General features: G+C 67.7%; 18 protein-coding genes. 4 read left to right on the top strand and 14 right to left on the bottom strand.

The window, feature by feature from the left end:
- Window positions 1-8: 8 nt before the first annotated feature.
- The 11 genes from ACEQZ0_RS01130 to tsaD form a co-directional block, all read right to left on the bottom strand.
- On the bottom strand, window positions 9-1,271 hold the full coding sequence (locus ACEQZ0_RS01130) for a hypothetical protein (protein ID WP_370187486.1): 1,263 nt from the start codon (window positions 1,269-1,271) through the stop codon (window positions 9-11).
- A gap of 28 nt (window positions 1,272-1,299) precedes the next feature.
- Window positions 1,300-2,310, bottom strand: a complete 1,011-nt coding sequence (locus ACEQZ0_RS01125; RefSeq protein WP_370187484.1) for a fumarylacetoacetate hydrolase family protein — start codon at window positions 2,308-2,310, stop codon at window positions 1,300-1,302.
- Window positions 2,311-2,313: 3 nt separating this feature from the next.
- On the bottom strand, window positions 2,314-2,955 hold the full coding sequence (maiA, locus tag ACEQZ0_RS01120; protein ID WP_370187857.1) for a maleylacetoacetate isomerase: 642 nt from the start codon (window positions 2,953-2,955) through the stop codon (window positions 2,314-2,316).
- Window positions 2,956-3,154: 199 nt separating this feature from the next.
- Window positions 3,155-4,330 (bottom strand): acyl-CoA dehydrogenase, encoded by a 1,176-nt coding sequence (locus tag ACEQZ0_RS01115; RefSeq protein ID WP_370187855.1) that lies wholly within the window; start codon window positions 4,328-4,330, stop codon window positions 3,155-3,157.
- A 242-nt stretch (window positions 4,331-4,572) separates the two neighbouring features.
- Window positions 4,573-4,935: a response regulator gene (locus ACEQZ0_RS01110; protein WP_370187482.1), complete on the bottom strand. Its 363-nt coding sequence runs from the start codon at window positions 4,933-4,935 to the stop codon at window positions 4,573-4,575.
- 64 nt (window positions 4,936-4,999) lie between these two features.
- The gene (locus ACEQZ0_RS01105; RefSeq protein ID WP_370187480.1) at window positions 5,000-5,479 is read right to left on the bottom strand and encodes a hypothetical protein; all 480 of its coding nucleotides are present in this window, start codon (window positions 5,477-5,479) and stop codon (window positions 5,000-5,002) included.
- A gap of 107 nt (window positions 5,480-5,586) precedes the next feature.
- Window positions 5,587-6,327 (bottom strand): OmpA family protein, encoded by a 741-nt coding sequence (locus ACEQZ0_RS01100; RefSeq protein WP_370187476.1) that lies wholly within the window; start codon window positions 6,325-6,327, stop codon window positions 5,587-5,589.
- A gap of 42 nt (window positions 6,328-6,369) precedes the next feature.
- A complete protein-coding gene (locus ACEQZ0_RS01095; RefSeq protein WP_370187473.1) occupies window positions 6,370-8,046 on the bottom strand; it encodes a von Willebrand factor type A domain-containing protein in 1,677 nt (558 codons plus the stop codon).
- 86 nt (window positions 8,047-8,132) lie between these two features.
- Window positions 8,133-9,635, bottom strand: a complete 1,503-nt coding sequence (locus ACEQZ0_RS01090) for a lipopolysaccharide biosynthesis protein (protein WP_370187471.1) — start codon at window positions 9,633-9,635, stop codon at window positions 8,133-8,135.
- Window positions 9,632-10,645 (bottom strand): NAD(P)H-dependent glycerol-3-phosphate dehydrogenase, encoded by a 1,014-nt coding sequence (locus ACEQZ0_RS01085; protein ID WP_370187467.1) that lies wholly within the window; start codon window positions 10,643-10,645, stop codon window positions 9,632-9,634. The genes ACEQZ0_RS01090 and ACEQZ0_RS01085 overlap by 4 nt, the downstream gene beginning before the upstream one ends.
- Complete coding sequence (gene tsaD, locus ACEQZ0_RS01080) at window positions 10,642-11,670, bottom strand: tRNA (adenosine(37)-N6)-threonylcarbamoyltransferase complex transferase subunit TsaD (RefSeq protein WP_370187464.1); 1,029 nt, start codon at window positions 11,668-11,670, stop codon at window positions 10,642-10,644. The genes ACEQZ0_RS01085 and tsaD overlap by 4 nt, the downstream gene beginning before the upstream one ends.
- 45 nt (window positions 11,671-11,715) lie before the next feature.
- Between tsaD and hemC the strand changes: the two genes are divergently transcribed.
- Genes hemC through ACEQZ0_RS01065 form a run of 3 tightly spaced genes read left to right on the top strand, consistent with a single transcriptional unit; the run spans window position 11,716 to window position 14,271 of the window.
- Window positions 11,716-12,645, top strand: coding sequence for a hydroxymethylbilane synthase (gene hemC / locus ACEQZ0_RS01075; RefSeq protein WP_370187460.1), 930 nt, complete (start codon window positions 11,716-11,718; stop codon window positions 12,643-12,645).
- The gene (locus ACEQZ0_RS01070) at window positions 12,642-13,334 is read left to right on the top strand and encodes a uroporphyrinogen-III synthase (protein ID WP_370187457.1); all 693 of its coding nucleotides are present in this window, start codon (window positions 12,642-12,644) and stop codon (window positions 13,332-13,334) included. Before hemC ends, ACEQZ0_RS01070 begins: the two co-directional genes overlap by 4 nt.
- A 46-nt stretch (window positions 13,335-13,380) precedes the next feature.
- Complete coding sequence (locus ACEQZ0_RS01065; protein WP_370187454.1) at window positions 13,381-14,271, top strand: hypothetical protein; 891 nt, start codon at window positions 13,381-13,383, stop codon at window positions 14,269-14,271.
- 3 nt (window positions 14,272-14,274) lie between these two features.
- Here the strand turns inward: ACEQZ0_RS01065 and ACEQZ0_RS01060 are convergent, their stop codons facing one another.
- Complete coding sequence (locus tag ACEQZ0_RS01060) at window positions 14,275-15,489, bottom strand: FAD-dependent monooxygenase (protein ID WP_370187451.1); 1,215 nt, start codon at window positions 15,487-15,489, stop codon at window positions 14,275-14,277.
- Window positions 15,490-15,514: 25 nt separating this feature from the next.
- On the opposite strand from ACEQZ0_RS01060, the gene ACEQZ0_RS01055 reads away from it, so the two are divergent.
- A complete protein-coding gene (locus tag ACEQZ0_RS01055) occupies window positions 15,515-17,620 on the top strand; it encodes a protein-disulfide reductase DsbD family protein (protein WP_370187448.1) in 2,106 nt (701 codons plus the stop codon).
- Here the strand turns inward: ACEQZ0_RS01055 and ACEQZ0_RS01050 are convergent.
- The gene (locus ACEQZ0_RS01050) at window positions 17,568-18,146 is read right to left on the bottom strand and encodes a hypothetical protein (RefSeq protein WP_370187445.1); all 579 of its coding nucleotides are present in this window, start codon (window positions 18,144-18,146) and stop codon (window positions 17,568-17,570) included. The genes ACEQZ0_RS01055 and ACEQZ0_RS01050 overlap by 53 nt on opposite strands.
- A gap of 55 nt (window positions 18,147-18,201) precedes the next feature.
- Window positions 18,202-19,701 carry a S10 family peptidase gene (locus tag ACEQZ0_RS01045; RefSeq protein ID WP_370187442.1) on the bottom strand — a complete coding sequence of 500 codons (1,500 nt, stop codon included), beginning with the start codon at window positions 19,699-19,701 and terminating at the stop codon, window positions 18,202-18,204.
- Window positions 19,702-19,744: the final 43 nt, after the last annotated feature.

Below are 19,744 nucleotides of genomic sequence, written 5' to 3'. Positions count from 1 at the left end.
CGATCGTGTCAGTCGATCCCGCCCCGCCGGAGCATCGCATCGATGCTGTCGACCTTCCTTTCGAAGCGCGGATCGTCGGTCGCGCCGTAGCGGGCGGCAAAATCCGCGTCGGTCATCCCGTCGCTCAGCGACAGCGCGGCCTGGGGGAGCAACATATCGTCCTGGGCGGCAAGCAACCTCTCGCGTGCAGCGGCCAGACGGTCGGGATCGGTCAACTGCCGCGCCGTCAGGATTCCCGCCCGGTCGCTGGCAAGGTCGACGAAGGAGAAGCCGCTCGGGTCATTCGGCCCTAGCAGGGGGCCCTTGGCCAGCGTATCCGCAAGCTCTTTCCATTCCCCGATCGCGGCGCTGATGCGGCTGCCGGTGGTGGTTTCCAGAGCGGCCGAAAGCGCCCAGTGCTTTGCCCAGTCCTCGCGCCCCTGAAGCGTCAGCCGCACGGGGGCGCCGGCGCATTTGCCGATCGCGCCCTCGCTTCCGCCGGTTACCTTGCCCGCTTCCGGCCCCACTGAAAGCAGCGCCAGCGCGACCAGCGCGGACCGATGGCCTTCGGGCGAAGGTTCCGCGGCTGCCAGCGCACGGCCCAGTTGGTGGGCGAGCAAAGGGTCTGGATTGGAGCGCTGCTGTTCGGCCAGCTGGCAATAGATCGTAGCCACGGCCCTGTCGTCGATGGCGGGCACCCCCGTCGCCCTGACATGGGCGAGCAGATTGCCCTGCGGCAAGACCACTTGCGCGGTGAGAGTATCCTCCCGGACGCTAATGGAGCGCACGATCGTATCGATCGGCGGGAGCGCGCCGTCCTCCCCGGCCAACCTGCGCTGGGCGACGCCAAGCCCCAGGCGCGACAGCCAGCCGGGCAGGGAAAGCGCCCCGATCCTGACCGCGAAGGGCGGGATTCCCTCGCTCGTGCCGCTCGTTTGCGCGCGGATGTTGAGCCAGCGGAACAGCAGCGGGCGGCTGCCGGTGAGCGTCAGCATGCCATCCTCGAGCTTCGCCTCGAAGCGATTGGGGTCGAATCCCTGCGTCATCATCGCCGAGAGCGCATCGAGCTTGGTATTGTCGAGCTCGAGTTCGACCGGTTCGCCGGTTGCCCGGCTCCGCCGCGCTTCGTTCGCCAATGCGCGCACCATGGCGACCTGTTCGGCGGTCGCATTGCGCGTTTCCGGCACCCAGGGGGCCGAACTCGTGACCAGCAGGAACAGCGCCACGGCGCCGCCCAGAATCAGTGCCAGCACAATGCGCCAGCGCCGCTTGCCCGGTCGTGATCGAGACATGACGTGATCCGCGGCAGGCGGGCGATCGTCAGGCTGCGACGACCGTCTGTTCTATCGCGCCGAAGATCGAATGCCCATCGGCGTCCTTCATCTCGACGCGGACGGTGTCGCCCGGTGCCATAAAGCGGGTCTTGGCCTCGCCGTCCGCAATGGTCTCGATCATGCGGATTTCGGCGATGCAGCTGTAGCCGAGGCCGCCTTCGGAAACCGGCTTGCCCGGATCTCCGTCGGGACCCTGGTTCGAAACGGTGCCCGAACCGATGATGCTGCCCGCGCCAAGATCGCGAGTCTTGGCGGCATGCGCCACCAGGTCGGCGAGGCTGAAGGTCGCATCGACCCCGGCATTGGCACGGCCGAAGGGCTCGCCATTGTAATCGACCATCAGCGGCAGGTGGATAACGCTGCCCTGCCATGCATCGCCCAGTTCGTCGGGTGTGACGGCAACGGGGCTGAAGGCGCTTGCGGGTTTCGACTGGAAGAAGCCGAAGCCCTTCGCCAGCTCGCCCGGGATCAGACCGCGCAGCGACACGTCGTTGACCAGCATGATCAGCTTGATGTGATCCGCCGCGTCTTCCTTCGATACGCCCATCGGCACGTCGTCGGTGATAACCGCGATCTCGCCTTCCATGTCGCAGCCCCACTTGGTGTCCTTGAGGGGGATATCGTCGCGCGGGGCGAGGAAATTGTCGCTGCCGCCCTGATACATCAGCGGGTCGTGGTAGAAGCTCTCGGGCACCTCGGCGCCGCGCGCCTTGCGAACCAGCTCGACGTGGTTGATGTAGGCCGAACCGTCGGCCCACTGGTAGGCGCGGGGCAGCGGCGAATGCGCCTCGCGCTCGTGGAACCGCTCGCACGGCACGGCCTGGTGCTCGACATCGGTATAGAGCGCCTCGAGCTTCGGCGCGATCTCGTCCCAATTGTCGAGCGCGGCCTGCAGCGTCGGCGCGATATTGTCGGCGGCGCAATAGCGGGTGAGGTCCTTGGAGACGACGACGAGCTTGCCGTCGCGGGTGCCGTCCTTGAGTGTTGCGAGCTTCATGGGTCAGGTCCTCTCGGGATTGTCGGGTTGGTTGTCCGGATGCGCACGCTGGAATTCGGGCAGCGCGAGGCATGCGGCCTCGATCCGGGTGGTATGCGGTTTGTCGGCAAATTCGAAACCGAACCGCCGCGCGTTATAGACCTGCGGCAGCAGGCAGACTTCGAAGAAGCCGGGCTTGTCGAACAGGAAATCGCCCGTGCCGAGCTGCGCCAGCCGCGCCTCGAGCGGGTCGAGCGTCCGGGCGAGCCAATGGCGATACCACATGCCGATTTCGTCCTGCGACTTGCCGTACTCATTGGCGAGATACTTGAGCACCGGCAGGTTGAGCGGCGCGTGCAGCTCGGTCGCGATGGCATAGGCAAGTTCGCGCGCCACGTAGCGATCGCCGGTGTCGGCAGGCAGCAGCGGGTGGTCGGGATAGGCTTCGTCGAGCCACTCGATCTGCGCCATCGACTGCACGTAGTCCTTGCCGTCGACTTCGAGCAACGGAACCGAACCGAAGGGGTTGCGGCTGGTGAAAGCCTCGTCTTTCTGCTCGCTCTTGAGCAGGTTGACCGGGACATACTCGTATTCGAGCCGCTTCAGCTCCAGCGCGATGCGCAGGCGGTAGCTGGTCGAGCTGCGATAATAGCCATGAAGACGGATCATTCCGGTTCTCCGATCCTGTAGGATTTGCCGAGAGGCAGTTCACGACATGGACCGCCTGTTACACGGTCCAATCGCAAAAAACCTGCCCGCCGGACACGGGGCGCACTCCCGGCAAATGAAAAGGCGAAACCGAACGGCATGGCGCTGCTGTGGCACATGGCCGCCCTGTAGGACAGTCCGGCAGACCGCAGCACCATCAGAATGCGGCAATCCCCGTCACCGCGCGGCCGAGGATCAGCGCATGGACGTCATGCGTGCCTTCATAGGTGTTGACCGTCTCGAGGTTCACCATGTGCCGGATGACCTGATATTCTTCCGAAATGCCGTTGCCGCCGTGCATGTCGCGGGCCTTGCGGGCGATATCGAGCGCCTTGCCGACATTGTTGCGCTTGACGATGCTGATCATCTCGGGGGCGAACTTGCCCTCGTCCATCAGGCGACCGACGCGCAGGGACGACTGAAGTCCGAGAGCGATGTCGGTCATCATGTCCGCGAGTTTCAGTTGGTAGAGTTGCTTCGATGCCAGCGGCACGCCGAATTGGTGCCGGTCGAGGCCGTATTGCCGCGCGGCATGCATGCAGAATTCGGCGGCGCCCATCGCACCCCAGCTGATGCCGTAACGTGCGCGGTTGAGGCAGCCGAAGGGGCCCTTCAGGCCCTGCACTTCGGGCAACAGCGCATCTTCGCCGACCTCGACCTCGTCCATCACGATCATGCCGGTGGTCGAAGCGCGCAAGGACAGCTTGCCTTCGATCTTGGGCGCCGAAAGGCCCTTCATGCCCTTCTCGAGCACGAAGCCTCGGATCCCGCCGCCATGCGCCTCGCTCTTCGCCCAGACGACGAAGACGTCGGCGAAGGGCGAGTTCGAGATCCAGGTCTTGGAACCGGAAATGACGTAGCCGCCGTCGACCTTCTTTGCAGTCGTTTTCATACCTGCCGGGTCGCTGCCCGCGTCGGGTTCGGTCAGGCCGAAACAGCCGATCAGCTGGCCGCTGGCGAGGCCGGGGAGATACTTTTTGCGCTGATCCTCCGAGCCATAGGCATGGATCGGGTACATCACGAGGCTCGACTGGACGCTGGCCATCGAACGATAGCCGGAATCGACCCGTTCGATTTCGCGCGCGATCAGACCGTAAGCGACATAGCTGGCACCGGCGCCGCCATATTCCTCGGGCACGGTGGCGCCCAGCAGGCCGGCTTCACCCATCATCGGGAACAGTTCGGGATCGTCGACTTCCTTGCTGAAGTTCTCGATCACCCGCGGTTGCAGCTCACCCTGCGCGAAGGCGTGGGCGGCGTCGCGGATCATCCGCTCGTCCTCGGTCAACTGGTCGTCGAGGTTGAAGGGATCATCCCAGGCGAAGGGCACCATACCGGCCATGTGGTCTCCTCTGTTTCACAGGTGCCAGTGGCAGGGTTGAGGGCGCGGGGCAAGACCCGCGCAGGCGGGAAGAGCGCGCAGTGCGAGCGACGGGTCCTATGTACACTCGCGATAGATCTAAGCGGGGCGCCGACAAGGCCGATTGCCGGACCGCGGATCGCCCGGAAGGGGCCCGGCGGTACGATTGACCGGCGCCGAACATCGCTCCTGCGCAGCGCCCGTGGCTCAGGGGCTCAGCCGTGCGTTGCGGCGCGCTGGATCGTATCGATGACGGCCGCGGGAGGGCAGGGCTTGTGGAGCGCCTGTGCGTCGGGAAAGCGCTGCGCCACTTCGACCGGAGTCAGCTTGCCCGAATGGAAGATGACCTTCACGTCTTCGGCGATCATCTGTTCGGCCAGCGGGTAGACGATGCCGTCGCCCAGTTCGACGTCGAGAATAGCGATGTCCGGCTTGGCCTTCTGGTAGGCCAGCATCGCCGAGGATAGGTTCTCGAACGGCCCTTCGACGTCGTAACCTGCTTCGGCGACCGTATCGCACAGGTCGTAGCCGACGATGAGTTCATCTTCGGCGACGAGTACGCGCAATTGCTGACCCATCTTCGCTCTCCTCGCATACCGACCCAATGGAACTTAATGTCGCTGGAGAGGCTTTGTTCCCGCGTCAGGACAGCTTTCCGTAGCGTTCGGCAAACCCGCTCTCGTCGCCCTGCGCCAGCAGCTTCGCCTGCCCGACCCAGTCGTCGCGGCGAATGCGGCCCTGGAAACGGCCGAGCTCGGCGTCGATCCGGTCGATCTCGCCATCGTCCCATCCGGCGATCTGGGCGAAGCTGGTAACCCCCAGGCCGCGGAGCGTGGCAGCCAATTTCGGACCGAGGCCCTTGATCCGCGTCAGGTCGTCGCCCGCGGGGGACGGTGCAGTGGGCGCGACGCCTGCTGGCGGTTCCATCGGCGTGGCTGCGGGCGCGCTGTCGATCAGCGCCTTGTTGCGTTCCGCCGGCGCGGCGCCTTCGTCGAGCACGTCGCGGCTGGTCCCGGTGATGCGCGTCCGGCGCGAGGCGTGAAACACGTACCAGGCGATGGCGATGCCGACGAGCAGCGCGGCGACGATCAGGGGCCAGTAGGTCTGCAGCAATTCGTTCACGGATTAATCCTCTTCCTGTTCCTTGCGGCCCCACAGGGCCCAGCCGATGCCGAGCCCGGCGCCATAGGCGGCGACCATCAGCGCGGCGAGTTCGAACCACAATGGCATCAGCGTGCTCCCGGCGTATCGACCGGGGTCGGGCGAAGCGGTTCGGTGCGGATGACCGAAAATTCGATACGGCGATTGGCGGGGTCGCTGGGCGATAGGCCCTCGACAGGCTGGCTCGATCCGACCCCGCTGGCACGCAATCCGTCGCGCGGGATGCCGCGGCGGACCAGCGCCTCGCGCACCACGCGTGCGCGCTCCATGCTGAGCGCGAGATTGCCCGGTTCGGTGCCCTGGTTGTCGGTATGGCCGGTAATCGCGATGATCGAACCGAGGCAGGGGCGGAGCGCGTCGGCCACCTCGTCGAGCAACATCCGGCTGGCGGGCAGCAGCGCGCTGCTCGCTTCCTCGAAGCGGATCGAGCGCGTGCGCAGCAGCCCTTCGACATCCTCCTGGCAATGCAGCGGCTGGTAGACGGGCTCGTCGCTTTCGGCGCGCGCCGTGCCGTCGGCCCAGGTTACCCCGCCGACGCCGGGAATCGATGCGACCGCGCGCGCCACTTTCGCACGGGTGTCCTCGTCGAGCTTCTCGCCTCCCGAAAGCAACGGATGGCGCGAGGGCGATCCCACGCCATTCGCGAAACGCGCGGTGACGCCGTTGCCTCCGGCTCCGGCGATCGCCTGTTCGGCCTGGGAACCGAGCCGGTCGATGAAGTGCGGCGCCCACGGCTCGGCCAGCAGATAGGCGCTCGCGCCCGTCAGCAGGGCTCCGACCGGGATGGCAATTGCGGGACGGATCGGCATGGCGCTGGCTTTAGCCACCAACCGCCCCGCCTGCCAAGCGGCCTATTCGAGTGTATCGGCGGTCTTCACCAGTTCGAGGAACTGCTGCCGCCAGAAGTCGCGCTGCGGACCGGCCAGAGCGGCGATCTGCGGATAGGAGTAACTCTCCAGCAGGGCATCGCCACGCAATTTCTGGCCGAAGGCCGCGACCGCGGCGGCGAAGGCGAAGTCTCCGCGCGGTGCCATTGCATTCCGCAGCGCCGAGGCGGGCACGACATGGCTCAGCAATTGCGAGGTCTCGCCATCGGGACGCTTGTAGCGCAGCTTGACGAAGGCTGCCTCGGCCGCGAGGTCGCGGGCGCGCGCATCGGGCTCGTCCTCGTAGCGGCGCACCGCGATCCATCCCTTCGCGCCAGCCGGAACGATCTCGTAGATCGCGGTCACCTGGTGGCCGGCGCCGATATCGCCGGCATCGACCGCATCATTGTCGAAATCCTCCTCGCGCAGCGCGCGGTTCTCATAGCCGAGCAGGCGATACTGGCCGACCACGGCGGGGTTGAATTCGACCTGGATTTTCACATCCTTCGCGATGGTGAAGAGCGTTGCGCCCATTTCGTCGCCGAGCACCTTGCGCGCCTCGAGCGCGCTGTCGATGTAGGAATAATTGCCGTTCCCGGCATCGGCGACCTGCTCCATCATCGCATCGTTGAGATTGCCGCGCCCGAAGCCGAGCACCGAGAGCGACACGCCGCTTTCGCGCTTCTTTTCGATCAGCTCGACCAGCGCATCGCGATCCGATGTGCCGACGTTGAAATCGCCGTCGGTGGCGAGGATTACGCGATTGATGCCGCCTTCGATGCGGCCGACCTCGGCCACGCGATAGGCGAGCTCGATCCCCGCGCCGCCCGCGGTCGAGCCGCCCGCCTCGAGCTTGTCGAGCGCATCCCTGATCTTGCGCTCGTCGCTGGTGGGTTCGAGCACCAGCCCCGCCGCCCCGGCATAGACGACGATCGCGACGCGGTCCCGGGCGGAGAGCTGGCCGGCCAGCTGGCGCATCGCGGTCTTCACCAGCGGCAGCTTGTCGGCGCTCGCCATCGAGCCGGAGACGTCGAGCAGGAAGACCAGATTGGCCGGCGGCCGTTCCTGCGCCGGCATGTCGTAGCCCGATAGCCCGATCCGCAGCAGCCGGGCATCGGCATTCCACGGGCTTGCTGCGACGTCGGTGTTGACCGTGAAGGGCTGTGCCGGGCTGTCGGGGCGGGGGTAGTCGTAGCGGAAGTAGTTGATGAACTCCTCGGTCCGGACCGCTCTCTTGGGTGGCAGCTGCCCCTCGGAAATGAAGCGCCGTGCATTGGCATAGGCGCCGGTATCGACATCGACCGAAAAGGTCGAAACCGGCTCGTCGGCGACCAGCCTGACCGGGGACACCTCTTCACCGTCATACCGGTCGCGGCTGGGCGGGCTGGGCACGAAGACCGGCGGGAAATAGCGGTAGCTCGCGCCGGCAACGGACGCCGCGCTTGTCGCATCGCCCGCTTCGGTGGCGGCAATCCGCGAGCCCGTGATCGAGATTGCCTGCGGGGCCGACATAGGGGGCGGTGGAGGGGGCGGCGCGCGCCCATTATCGGCGGCTTCGGCTTTCGAGCCGGTCAGGACGATCTCGTCTCCGCCGGACGGCGTGGCGCATCCCGCGATCAGCGCGGCAAGCGCGCAGGCGCCCAGCATCTGGGTGTAACGCATTGGCAGTCCTCCCCGAACTTCGGTGATACAGGGTTACATCACCGCAGCGTGAATGCCGACTGAACGCGCGCGCCGACGTTTCGAGGTCACCCTGCCGGGGCTTCGTCCTTGTCGAGATTGCGGCGGAACAGCACGCGGTCCTCGGGCCCGAAGCCGCGCGTCCAGATGACGAAGCCGTAAACCGCCAGGATTGCGGGCACGCCGACGACCAGTTCGGCCCATTCGGGCAATTGCGTTGCCAGCCAGCCGACCACCACCGCCGGGGCCACCGCCCAGACCAGCGGCCAACGGAAGGTATTGATGCTCTGGCCGAGGAATTTCGACAACAGCATGGCCTTGACCAGGCTCGCGGTACCCAGCGCCAGCATCAGCGCGATGGCGGCGGCGGCGGCCTTGTAGGGCTCGCCATAGCCGCCCGCGACCATGGCCTCGATCAGCACCACCGTGAGCACGCCCTGGAGCGCGATGGTGCCGAACGAGATCCACAGGTTCTTTACCCGCGCGACATAGATCAGCACCGCTTCCGAAACGACCGCCGTGGCAGCGACCACCTCCGCCGCGAGCAGGAAGGCGAGCGCGCCGGTGCCACCGACGAATTCGGGGCCGACGAGCCCCATCACCGCTTCGCCCGGTACACCCAGCGCCAGCGCGATTCCTGCCTGCATGGCGACGATCCAGAAGCCGACCTGGCAGACCTGCCTGGCGATCGCTTCGTAATTCTTCGTTTTGAGGTTCTTGGTAATGACGGGGCCGAGGATCGGTTCGAAGCTGGTCTTGAGCTTCTGCGGCAGGCTCGCGACCTGCTGGGCGATGTAATAGACCCCGACCGCGCTCGGCGCTGCGAAGAGGCCGAGGATGAAGATGTCGAGCCGGCGGGTGCCCCATTCGATGGCGTCGGCAGTGGCCAGCGGCAGCGCGCGCACAGTCATGCGGCTCATGTAGACCGGGTGGGGGCGCCAGCCCCGTGGGGGGCCGTAGCTGCGGAAGAACGACCACAACCCGGTCGCCAACCCGGCATAGATCGAGGCGAGATAGGCCATCGACAGCCCCGAATCCGAAGTCGCCGGAAGAAGATAGAACACGCCCGCCATAATCGAGATGGTCCACGGTTCGACCACCGCGCGGGCGCGTACGGTGGTGGCGATGTCGTATTTATAGGCCTGGGCGGCGAGGACGATCTCGGTCAGCGCATAGCCGGGGATGGCGAGCACGATGAAGCGGTCGAGCGCGGTGAACTCGCCGCTCGGGAACAGCGGGGCGGGCACGAGCCAGAAAAAAGCAGCCGCGACGAGCGAGAACAGCAAGGCGAGCAGCATGCCGTCGTAGACCAGGTTTGCCGGATGCGCCTCGTCGTCCTCGGCCAGTCGCTGCGCCAGCCCGCGCTTTTCGCCCATGGCACAGACCAGCGCGACCAGTTCGACCACCACCAGCGCCGAGGCGAAGCGGCCCAGCGCATCGGGACCGTAGAGCCGACCCGCGATGAACAGAAAGGGCAGCCGCGCGACAAGCCGCAGGATGAAGCCGAAAAAGTTCTGCCGTCCGCCCTTGGCCAGCGCGGACAGGTCTTCGTCGGGTTTGTGGTCGCTCACCCGGCGGTTTCCTGTTCGGCGCGCAGCGGCCGTGCGAGGAGGTCGGAGACGACCTTGCGCGGTTCGTCGCCCTTGAGCAGGCCGTAGACGGCGGTGACGATCGGCATGGCAATACCGTGGCGCGCGGCGAGTTCGACCAGCACGGGCGCGGTGTGCGCACCCTCGGCCACGGTACGGCGATCGGCCATCAGCGCATCGGCCCTTGCGCCCTCGCCAAGCGCCTTGCCGAGCGAGAAGTTGCGGCTCGATGTAGACGAACAGGTGAGCACAAGGTCGCCGAGGCCGCACAGGCCCGCGAGCGTTTCGGCGCGCGCGCCCAGCGCCTCGCCGAAGCGCAGCATCTCGGCATAGCCGCGGGCGATCAGCGCGGCGCGGGCGTTCTGCCCGAGGCCGAGCCCGTCGACCACGCCGCAGGCGATGGCGAGCACGTTCTTGACCGAGCCGCCGATCTCCGCGCCGGTGACGTCGTCCGAATAATAGGGGCGAAAGGCCTGGCGGGCGATCACCGGGGCGATCCGATCCCACTGGTCCTCGCCGCCGGCGCAGGCGAGCGTCACCGCAGTCGGGAGGCCGGCCGCGACCTCATGCGCGAAAGTCGGGCCCGAGAGGACGGCGATGGCGCTTCCGGCCGCGGTATCGCTGGCGACATGGTTCATCAGCCGCCCGCTGCCTGCCTCGATCCCCTTCGAGCACAGCACCAGGTCGCGCGGGTGCGAGGGCATGGCGGCCAAAACGCTGCCCATGTGCTGCGCAGGCGTGACGACGAGCAGCGTGTCGATTGCGCCCATTGCGGCGAGGTCGCCGGTCGCACGGATAGTTTCGGCCAGCTTGGCGGAGGGCAGGAACAGCGAATTGGTGTGGGCGGAATTGATTTCCTCGACCAGTTGTTCCTCGCGCGCCCAGATAAGCACTTCGCGGCCGTCGCTTGCGAGCATCTGTGCAAGTGCCGTGCCCCAGGCACCGGCTCCGAGTACCCCGACCCGGTCAGCCTGAGCTTGTCGATGGGTCATGCCTTCACTCCTGCGCCGCGCACTGGTTCGGCCTCGGGATCGAGCGGCCAGCGCGGGCGTGCCGATATATCGAGCGGGTCGTTCTGGCCGAGCCGTTCGATCCCCGCCCAGGCGATCATCGCGGCATTGTCGGTGCACAGCCTGGGCGGCGGCGCGGCGAAGCGCATCGCGTGGCCTGCAGCAAGCTGCTCGAGCGCGGTGCGCACTCCCTTGTTGGCCGCAACGCCGCCGGCGACCACCAGCGTATCGACATCGTCCATATCGGCGAGCGCGATACGCAACCGGTCGGTTACACAATCGACTGCGGCCTGCTGGAAGCTCGCGGCAATGTCGGCGACCGCATAGCGGCCGCTCTCATGCGCGCGCAGCACCGCGCTCTTGAGGCCGGCGAAGGAGAGATGCGGCTCCCCGCTGCCGACCATCGGGCGGGGCAGGGGCACGGCACTGGCATCGCCTTCTAGCGCCGTGCGTTCGACCGCGGGGCCGCCGGGAAAGCCGAGGCCGAGGATCTTGGCAGTCTTGTCGAAGGCCTCGCCCAGCGCATCGTCTATGGTCGTGGCGAGGCGGCGATATTGCCCCACGCCGTCGACGCGGAGGATCTGGCAATGCCCGCCCGAAACCAGCAGCAGCGCGTAGGGGAAGGCGATGCTCGGATCGGCGAGGCGCGGGCTCAGCGCATGGCCTTCCAAGTGGTTGATGGCGATCAGCGGCGTGTCGGTAGCCATCGCCAGCGCCTTGGCGCTGACCAGCCCGACCATCACACCGCCGATCAGGCCGGGCCCGGCGGTGGCGGCGATCGCATCGCAATCCGCCAACCCGACAGCGGCATCCTCGAGCACGCCGGCGATCATCGGAGCGAGCCTCTCGGCATGCGCGCGTGCGGCGATTTCGGGCACCACGCCGCCGAAAGGCGCATGGTCTTCGTCCTGCGAGGCGATGCGCTGCGCGACGATCCGCCGGTCGCTGTCGACCAGCGCGACCGCGGTTTCGTCGCAGGAGCTTTCTATGCCGAGAACCAGTGCCATCCCGCTTCCCCTTAGCGGCATGGCTCGCTAGGGCAAGCGCACCCTATGCCGACCCAGCCCATTCTCCGCCTCGGAACCCGCCGCTCCCCGCTCGCCATGGCGCAAGCGCACGAGGCCCGTGCGCGCCTGTGCGCGGCGCATGGTTGGGACGAATCGGCGGTCGAACTGGTCCCCGTGGTCGCCAGCGGCGACAAGGTGCAGGATCGGCCGCTGGCCGAAATCGGCGGTAAGGCGCTGTGGACGCGCGAGCTCGACCAGTGGCTGGTCGACGGGCGGATCGACGCGGCGGTGCATTCGATGAAGGATGTCGAGACGTTGCGACCGCAAGCGATCGCGATCGCTGCGATCCTGCCGCGCGCCGACAAGGCCGACCGGCTGCTCGGCGCCGCCTCGGTCGCGGAAATTCCCGCCGGTGCGCGCGTCGGCACCAGCGCTCCGCGCCGCGCGGCGCAATTGCTCCACCTTAGACCCGATCTCACCGTGGTCGGCATTCGCGGCAATGTCGCTACGCGGATGGCGAAGCTTGCCGCGGGCGAGGCCGATGCAACCTTCCTTGCCGCTGCCGGGCTCGACCGGCTGGGCGAGGACGCGGCCGGCGTGCGGCTCGATCCGGAAGAATGGCTCCCCGCGCCCGCGCAGGCGGCGATCGGGATCGAATGCCGGAGCGGGGATGCGCGGGTGCGCGACCTGCTGATCGCGATCGATCATGCCGCAAGCCATGCCGAGATTGCCGCCGAACGCCGCCTGCTCGAAGGGCTGGGCGGATCGTGCCACAGCCCGATCGCGGCATTGTCGCGCAGTACCGGAGACAACATCTCGCTGAGAGCGGCGATCTTCAGCCCCGACGGCAAGATCCGGATCGCCGAGAGCGCGGACTTCGCGGCGGGCGACGACGGTGGCCCGCTCGATCTCGCACGCCGCCTGCTCGACCGGGCTCCGCCCGCCGTCGCCGCGCATTTCGGACAATCCGCATGAAGCCGCTGTTCCTCCTCCGGCCCGAGCCGGGGTGGTCGGTCAGCGCGCAGATGGCACGCGACATGGGGCTGGAGGTTCACGGGCGGCCGCTGTTCACGATCGAACCGGTCGAATGGCGGGTGCCCCAGGCAGAGACTTATGACGGCCTGCTGGTCGGCAGCGCCAATGCCTTCCGCCATGGCGGCAAGTCGCTCGGGACGCTCACCAAACTGCCCGTTCACGCGGTGGGCGAGGCGACCGCCGACGCGGCACGCGGGGCGGGCTTTCTCGTCGGGCGGACCGGGCGCGGGGGGTTGCAGAACCTGCTCGACGATCTCGCCGGGCGCGAAGTGCGGCTGCTGCGGCTGGCGGGCGAGGACCGGGTCACGCTGCGCGTTCCCGATGGGATCGCGATCGACACGCGCATCCTTTACCGCGCGGTGCCCGAAAGCCTGGCCGAGAAGGATATCGCCTTGCTTCGCCAGGGCGGGGTGGTGGCGCTCCATTCGGGCGCGGCGGCCGAACGCTTCAAGGTCGAATGCGACCGTCACGATCTCGACCGGACGCGGATCGACCTCGCGACGATCGGCCCGCGCGTCGCCGAGCTGGCGGGCGAGGGTTGGGGATCGGTCCACACCGCCGAAGCACCGGGGGACAGCGAGCTACTGGCTTTGGCGCAAGGCTTGTGCCAGACGGGCGGGCATGGATAGAAGGGTTCCCGCGAGAGGGACCGACGGGGTCGCGGAACGGATTTTGATGAACACAACACCCAGCACTCGGCGCAAGGGACCGTCGGCACGGCCGGTCCTGGTCGCCGTGCTTGCCAGCTTCCTCCTCGGGGGCGCGGTCGTCGGATACGCGGTCTACACCATGATCGATCGCGCAGCGCCGACCGACGCGAGCCCTGCACCCGAGCAGCAGGGTCTTGCCAGTCCCGCCTCCGCGGATCCTTCGCCCACTCCCAGCGCCACGGCGAGCCAGGCGGCGCAGAAGGCGGTCGAACGCGTGGCCGAGCAGCAGGGCGGGCTCGACCAGCGGCTGGCGGCAGCCGAACAGCGCCTCGCCCGGCTCGACCTGCAGGCGCAAGCTGCAGCAGGCAATGCTGCGCGCGCCGAGGGATTGCTGATCGCCTTCGCCACGCGCCGCGCGCTCGAAAAGGGGGCCGAGCTGGGCTATCTTGCCGACCAGCTGCGACTGCGGTTCGGCGATGCCATGCCCAATGCGGTCGATACGATCATCCGCACCAGTCGCGACCCGATCACACTCGACCAGCTCATTGCGCGGCTCGAGGGGCTTTCGCCGCAGCTCGCCAAGCAGAGCGAGCGAAGCGGCTTCGAGCGCTTGGGCGAGGAACTCGCGCAATTGTTCGTGATTCGGCGTGAAAGCGCGCCTTCGCCACAGCCGCAGCGCCGGCTGGATCGCGCGCGGCTGTTCCTCGAAAGCGGGCGGACCGAGGCGGCGATTGCCGAAGTGCGCAATCTGCCGGGTGCCGAGCAGGCCAAGGGCTGGATCCGCGACGCGGAACGCTATGCGGCGCTGCAACGCGCGCTCGATTTAATCGAGACCGCCGCCGTGCTCGAACCCCGCCGCCTGCGCGACGGGGCGGGCAACCGCATCGCGCAACCGAGCCCCGCCGAAGAGAACTGACCGCTAGGCCTTGAGCAATTCGGGCAAATCGCCCGAGATGCCGCGCGCCTCGTCCATGAAAAAGCGCTTGAGCCAGCCCGAGCGCTGGATTCCGGCCATGCCGAAGCGGCGCACCGCGCTGGCGGTCTTGCCGCGCAGGCCGAAGATCCGCGTAAGGCTGTCGGTCGCGCCCATCACCATGAGCGAATCGAGCGCGCGCCACTTCTCGTATCTGGCCAGAACCTGCGCGTCGCCGAGATCGAGCCCGAGCCGCGCCGCTTCGTCGAGCACTTCGACCAGCGCGCCGACGTCGCGCAGGCCCAAATTGAGCCCCTGGCCCGCGATCGGATGCATGCCATGCGCGCTGTCGCCGACCAGCGCGAGGCGCTGCTCGACGATCTTCGCGGTATGCTGGAAGGTCAGCGGGAAGGAGGATACCTTGCTGTTGAGCGAGAGCTCGCCGAGCAGGTCGCCCATGCGCTTGTAGACCTCGGCGAGGAAGGCGCGCTCGGACAGCTTGAGCACGCCCGCGGCGTCCTTTTCGTCGACCGTCCAGACCAGCGCGCTGCGATGCTGGCCCTCGGGGCCGTCGAGCATCGGCAGCAGTGCGAAGGGACCGTCGGGATAGAAGATCTCCCACGCCACGTTTTCGTGCGGCTTGGTGTGATCGAGCCCGACGATCATCGCGCGGTGGCTGTAGTCCCAGCTCGCCATCTTGAAGCCGGCTTCCTCGCGGCTGGGCGAGCCGCGACCCTCGGCACCGACCATCAGCGCGGCTTCGAGCACACGGCCATCGCCTAGCGTTGCGGAAACGCCGAATTCGCCGCGCTCGCGCGAAACGACTTCTACCGGCGCGTGCCAGGCGATCAGCGGCTGCGCGGCCGCCGCCTCGTGCAGCGCGAGGCGCAGCTGGCGGTTGGCGAACATGCGCCCCAGCGTGCCTTCGTGCGGTTCGGGCCGGAAATCGAGCCGACCGGGCTTCATCTGGTCGAGTACCGCGATGGCGGCAATGTCGCAGCCATGCGGTTCGAGCACGTCCTCGAGCCCGATATGGCGAAACAGCCGCCAACTCGCAGTCGAAATCGCCGAGGCGCGCCCGTCGAAGCCTTCCGCGGTCAGGCTGGCGGGATCGGCGCGGTCGACCACATGGCTCGAAAAGCCCTTTTTCGCCGCGGCCAGTGCCAGGGTCATGCCCACCAGGCCGCCGCCCAGGATCAGCAGGTCTCGCTTGTCTGTCATGGGGTCTGTCCCTAGAGCGGCCTGCGTGATCGAGGCAAGGATATTGGAGCGGGTCGCCGCGCTGTTTCTGCTGCTGGCACTGGCCGTCGCCGGGCCGATGGCGGTGCCCCTAGCGGCGCAGGGCCCGGGCAGCGATCGTATGCCCGCGGAACTGGTCGCCGAAAGCGCGCCGCAGCCGGGCGAGACTTGGATGGTCGCGCTCCATTTCACTCCGGTCTCGCAGGAATGGCACGGATACTGGTCGAACCCCGGCGATGCGGGGCTTGGCATGCAGCTCGATTGGGAGATGCCCGAGGGGTGGACTGCGGGGGAACCGCTCTATCCGCTGCCGCACCGGCTCGTCGTCGGCGGGCTGATGAACCACGTCTACGAAGGCGAATATGCGGTGCTGGTGCCGATCGCCGTGCCCAGCGGGGCGGCGGTGGCGAATGTCGCGCCGTTGAAGCTGACGGCGCGCTACCTTGCCTGCACCGACACGATCTGCGTGCCCCAGCAGGCGCAGCTTACGCTCGATCCCGCGCGCGCGGAGGCCGATCCGCGTTTCGGCAACTGGCGGGCGAAGATCGTGCCGCAGCTCGACAGCCCCGCGCGTTTCGCATTCACCCCGCAAAGGTTGCGGATCGCCATACCGCTTCCCGCAGCCACATCGCTGGGCGATCTCCACCTCTTCCTCGGCACCGGCGAATTGGGGCGGGGCGATCGTCCACTCTACAACGGCAGGCAGGCCTTCCTGCGCAAGGACAACTGGCTGATCGCCGAAGTACCAATAGAGCGCGTAGCCATGCCCCCCGGCGCCGAGCCCGATGCGGCGCCACGGCCCGCGGCGATTACGGGCATCCTCGATCTCGGCCAGGGACGCGGGGTACGCTTTGCCGCCGCTCCGGGCGAGATTCCGCTCGAAGGCGCCAGGCCGGTCGGCGGCGGCGGGGCGGAGCCCGCGCTATGGCAGCTGCTGCTCGCCGCACTCGCCGGCGGCTTGCTGCTCAATGTAATGCCCTGCGTTTTCCCGATCCTCAGCTTGAAGGCGCTCGCGCTGGCCAAGGCCGGGGGCGAGGAACGCGCCGCGCGGCGCGATGCGCTGGCCTATACTGCTGGCGTGGTGGTCGCCTGCGCGGCGCTTGGCGCGACGATCCTGCTGCTGCGCGCGGCGGGCCAGCAAATCGGCTGGGCCTTCCAGCTGCAGGAGCCTGCCGTGGTGGTGGGCCTGTTCCTTTTGGCGCTGGCGATCACCGCGAATTTTCTCGGCCTGTTCGAGGTTCCGGGCCTGGCGATTTCGGGCGGGGCGCCCTCGCGCGGCGGCTCCTTCTCGACCGGCCTGCTCGCGGCCTTCGTCGCGACACCCTGCACCGGGCCTTTCATGGCGCTGGCGCTCGGCGCGGCGCTGGTGATCGAGCCGCTGCACGGCCTGCTGGTCTTTGTCGCGCTGGGGCTGGGCCTCGCATTGCCCTTCCTGCTGGTCGGCTTCGTCCCCGCGATCCGCCGCCGCTTGCCGAAGCCGGGTGCCTGGATGGAGCGTTTCCGCCGCTGGATGGCGCTGCCGATGGGACTCACCGCACTGGCGCTGGGCTGGCTCGTTTGGCGGATCGGCGGCTGGGACTATCTCGCACTGATCCTCGTGCTGGCCGGGCTGGCGGTGGCGGGACTGGCCCTGGCGGGGCTGTTGCAGCGTCGGGGCCGGACAGGGGCGCCGGTGGTCTTCGTCGGCCTGCTTGCGGTACTTGGCCTTGGCCTGACGCTGCTGCCGCGGCCCGAGGCACAGGCCGCAACGGTCGAGAGCCTGCTCGATCCGATCGACTATAGCGAGGCTGCGCTGGCCGAGGCACGCGCTGCGGGCCGCCCGGTGTTCGTCTGGTTCACCGCAGACTGGTGCGTTACCTGCAAGGTCAACGAAAGCGTCGCAATCGAGCGCGAGGCGACGCGCGCGGCCTTCGACAAAGCGGGCGTCGTCGCGATGCGCGGCGACTGGACGCAGCCCGACGAGGAAATCAGCCGCATGCTCACGCAGCAGGGGGCTGCGGGTGTGCCGCTCTACCTGTGGTATGCGCCCGGCGGCGAAGCCGAGCAACTGCCGCAGGTGCTTACGCCGGATCTGCTGGTGGAGAAGGCTCGGGCGGCAGTACCTCCTCGCTGAGCGGTTCGTCCAGCGCACGGCAGCGTTCGACCAGCTCGCCGGGCAGGCTGCTCGGATTGAGGATCACGCTGCCCGCACCGGGCACCGTAGCCTCGACCTCGCGTGCGCCGGTGAGGACATCGAGCCGCGGATCGGATGCCGGAACAGTACCCTCCCAGCGCCACGCATCGCCGACCTGTGCAGCATCGATCTTGAGCCGCGATACATGGCCGTTGCCGATCAGCGCGAGGATTGCCTGCGCATGCGGATCGGCCTTGGCGAAGCGGGTATAGCCCATTTCCGGGCCCATGCCGTCGCTCAGGCATTCGAGCGCGAAGAGCGGGCGTTCGCCCGGTTTGCCGTAGAGTAACCGCGTATCCCGCTCGGCCGGAGCCCAGATCGCCCCTTCGGTGTCGGGCGAGTCGATCGGTTCGGACGGACCCTCGACCGGCGTTTCGATCCGCGTCCGTTCGACATAGTCGTCCGAGGCCGGGGGCTTGCAGGCCGCGAGCAGGGCGAGCGGGGCGAGGGCTAGGGTGCGACGCATCGTCCGCGCTATGGCACAGGCGTGCGCCGGTGCAAGCGTGGCGCGCCGTCTATCCTCAGCGGCTGCGGATGAAGGCGCGGATATCGCGTGACAGTTTCGCCCGATCCTCGTCGCGGACATACATCATGTGGCCCGCGTCGTAATAGTGGAAGGCAACGCGGTCCTGCGGGATCCCCGTCCGGCTGAGCGCATATTCGGCGGCAAAGAAGGGGGTCGCGAAATCGTACCAGCCCTGGCCGACGAAGATGCGCATGGCCGAATTTTCGCGCAGCGCCTTGGCGAGATAGGGAGTGACGTTGAGATAGGCATTGGTGTCGCGCCCGCCGCGGATGTTCCAGTCCCAGTCGCGCACGCCGCCGATGGTAACGTATTGCCGGTCGGTGTCGTAGCCCACCGTGTCGCGCAAATAGGCGTTGACCGCGGCGGTGTAGCCGCCGTCGATGCCGTAGAAGCTGGGATCGTTGTCGGGATATTCGCCCGCATTGTCGTAGTCCCGCCCGGTATAGCGGCTGTCGAGCCGGCCCACGGTCAGCCCGCGGTCGCGCAGCAATTCCTTGTAGAACCGGCCGGAGGTCACCCGCAGATCGGCGTTTTCGAGGAAGGTTTCGCCGAGGCCCGTGAAGCGGGCGAGTTCGCGGCGGACAGACGCGCGTTCCGCGGCGCTCGCCTTCTGCCCCTTGAGCAGGAAGGCGGCATAGGGGCCGATAGCGAATTGCCGGGCTTCCTCGACGAACTGCTCGACCGAGGGCGCACTGGCCTTGCCGTGATAGAGCGCGGTCGCGGCGAAGGAGGGCAGGGTGGTGATATAGCCCAGCTCGGCGCCCTCGGTCTCCGCCCCCGCGGCGAAATCGAGTACGGTCGAGATCAGGATGACGCCGTTCAGAGCGACGTCGTTATAGCCGCCCTCGAGCTCGTTCACGACCGCCGCGCTGCGCGTGGTTCCATAGCTTTCGCCGCCAAGGTACTTGGGGCTGTTCCAGCGGCCGTTCTCGCTCAGCCACTGGCGGATCACCTGCGCGACCGACTGGGCGTCCTTGGTGACGCCCCAAAACTCCTTGGGATCGGTATCGCCGATCGCGTGGCTCCAGCCGGTGCCGACCGGATCGATGAAGACGAGGTCGGTGACGTCGAGTAGCGAGTCCGGGTTGTCGAGGATCGGGTAAGGCGGGCCGCCGTCATCTTTCGCATCGGAGGGGATGGCGACGCGCTTGGGCCCGAAGGCGCCCATCTGCAGCCACAGCGAAGCCGAGCCCGGCCCACCGTTGAAGAGGAAGGTCACCGGGCGCCGGGGATCGCGCGGCTCGGCGACATAGGCGGTGGTGACGATCGCCGCCCGGGGCGCGCCCTTGTCGTCCTTGAGCACCTGCTCGGCGACGGTCGTCGTGTAGGTGACGCTCCGCCCCCCGAAGTTCCCGGTGAAGCGCTTCGACGCCGAGTTGGCCTTGTAGTCGGTGACGGCAGCAGGTGTGTCGGCCCCGGCCTTGTCCTGCGCCTGGGCGGGCGCGACGACGAGCATGGCGCCGGCAGCCAGCGCGGCGAGAGAGCGATGGATCATGGATTACCCCTTGTTTGCCCGACCATGTCGGCCGCGGCGGTGC

The organism is Qipengyuania sp., from assembly GCF_964227205.1.
In the GTDB taxonomy this organism is placed as follows: Bacteria; Pseudomonadota; Alphaproteobacteria; order Sphingomonadales; family Sphingomonadaceae; genus Qipengyuania.
The sequence above is the reverse complement of the archived record's forward strand: the minus strand, read 5'-3'. Positions and strand labels throughout refer to the sequence as shown.